2 protein-coding genes and 1 pseudogene are annotated in these 1,762 nt (G+C 53.3%); 2 read left to right on the plus strand and 1 reads right to left on the minus strand.

Going from position 1 to position 1,762, the window contains the following annotated elements; all coding sequences use genetic code 11:
- A pseudogene (locus tag QJ48_RS34690) lies at nt 1–315 on the minus strand (cation transporter); the annotation flags it as partial.
- Nucleotides 316–416: 101 nt separating this feature from the next.
- Between QJ48_RS34690 and QJ48_RS34695 the strand changes: the two are divergent.
- Together QJ48_RS34695 and QJ48_RS34700 are read left to right on the plus strand one after the other, a co-directional pair.
- Complete coding sequence (locus QJ48_RS34695) at nt 417–1,202, plus strand: SDR family oxidoreductase (protein ID WP_054977801.1); 786 nt, start codon at nt 417–419, stop codon at nt 1,200–1,202.
- Nucleotides 1,203–1,357: 155 nt separating this feature from the next.
- Nucleotides 1,358–1,744 (plus strand): Asp23/Gls24 family envelope stress response protein, encoded by a 387-nt coding sequence (locus QJ48_RS34700; protein WP_054977802.1) that lies wholly within the window; start codon nt 1,358–1,360, stop codon nt 1,742–1,744.
- The last annotated feature ends 18 nt before the right edge of the window (nt 1,745–1,762 follow it).

Consider the following 1,762-nt stretch of genomic DNA (forward strand, 5'->3'; position numbering starts at 1 on the left):
ATAAGAGACGTCGATAATGGAGCCGGTGATGCTGGCTTGACAGATATCGAACATCCCGTCTCTAACCAGAAAGATGGCGATGATGAGCTCTGCGGCATTGCCGAACGTCGCGTTCAAAAAACCGCCCAGTCTTTCGCCGGCATAATGCGCTACGCTTTCCGTAGCTTTTCCCAGAAAACCGGCGACAAAAATGATCGCCACCGCCGAGATTAAAAATTGTACCGTCGGGCTGAATGTGGGAGCTCCGACATAGTGGGCCACTGCACTTAGGGCGAAGCTTGCAAGCAGACCGATTGTAAAACCGTGGCGTTTCAAAAGGATCACCTCATGTGGTAAAGTATACCTAACTCGAATTAAACCTATTCTAATATAATCAATTTTCGGACAAAGTAAAATACTTTAGGAAGGAGTTTTTTATGGATCTATATTTAAAAGGTAAAAAAGCTGTCGTCACCGCTTCCAGCAAGGGATTGGGCCGGGCGATCGCCGAGCAGCTGGCAGCGGAAGGAGCCGATCTATTGCTCTGCAGCCGGGATGAGCAAGCCGTATGCGACGTAGCGGCCCAGCTGACGCAAAAATACGGCGTATCGGCCGCTGGCATGGCTGTCGATCTAAGCAGCCCCGAGCAAATCGGCTGGCTCGTCCAGCAGGCTGCCGACCGGTTTGGCCGGGTTGACGCTCTCGTGTGCAATGCCGGAGGGCCGCCGAGCGGCAGCTTCCTATCGCTTGACGAGGAAGCGTGGCTCCATGCCATTCAATTGAATCTCATGAGCGTTGTCAGGCTTGTCAAAGGCTTCCATCCGCTGATGAAGGAGCAGGGTGGGCGGATCGTCACGATTGCCTCGTCGTCGGTGAAAATGCCGATTCCCGGTTTGGTGCTATCCAATACGCTGCGGACGGGAATCGTCGGTCTAATGAAGACGCTATCGGTCGAGTGGGGGCCGGACGGGATTTTGCTCAACACCGTATGTCCAGGTCGAATCAGCACGGATCGTCTGGTTGAGCTGGATTCGGCCAAAGCGGCCCGCGATCAGGTGACGGTTGAAGCGATACGGGAGAGCATGGTCAAGGACATTCCGCTCGGCCGCTACGGCGAACCGGAGGAGCTGGCTGCCACGGCCGCATTCCTGCTTTCGCCGCGCAACAGCTATATGACCGGTTCGGTCTTTTATGTCGACGGCGGGTCGGTCAAGGCCATTTAGAGGTATTTTCAGGCGAGGTGTTATCGGCTTGGTCAGGCCTGCAGCACCGGCAAATTCGGGTGTTGTCGAAAACTGTCAAATGGTTGCGCGGTACATTTGCTTTCCCGCTTGTAAGTTATTACAATAGAGCTATAATCCTTGAAGGAGTGATCCTCTTGAGCGAAGAAATTCAAACAGGTCTTATCCGCATTTCAGATGACGTCGTAGCGACTATTGCAGGATTGGCTGCGCTGGAGACTCCAGGGATTGCCGGCATGTCGGGAGGCATTTCCGAAGGATTGGCGAAGCGTCTGAGCGGCAAAAACGTGCAGAAGGGCGTTTCGGTGGAAGTGGGCCAAGTGGAAGCGGCTATCGATCTTCGAGTGATTGTTAATTTCGGAAGTAAAATCCATGAGGTTTGTCGGGATCTTCAAGAAAATGTACGCGATGCGGTGGAGAACATGACCGGTTTGACGGTCGTTGAAGTCAATATTAAAGTTGAGGGCGTCGCATTTCGCGAGGAAGAGCAAGCCGTCGTGGAAGACCCGAACCGGGTCAAGTGAAAGCAAGAAAGAGAGCCT

The sequence above is a fragment of the Paenibacillus sp. A3 genome, from assembly GCF_001399685.1.
Taxonomy (GTDB): domain Bacteria; phylum Bacillota; class Bacilli; order Paenibacillales; family NBRC-103111; genus Paenibacillus_G.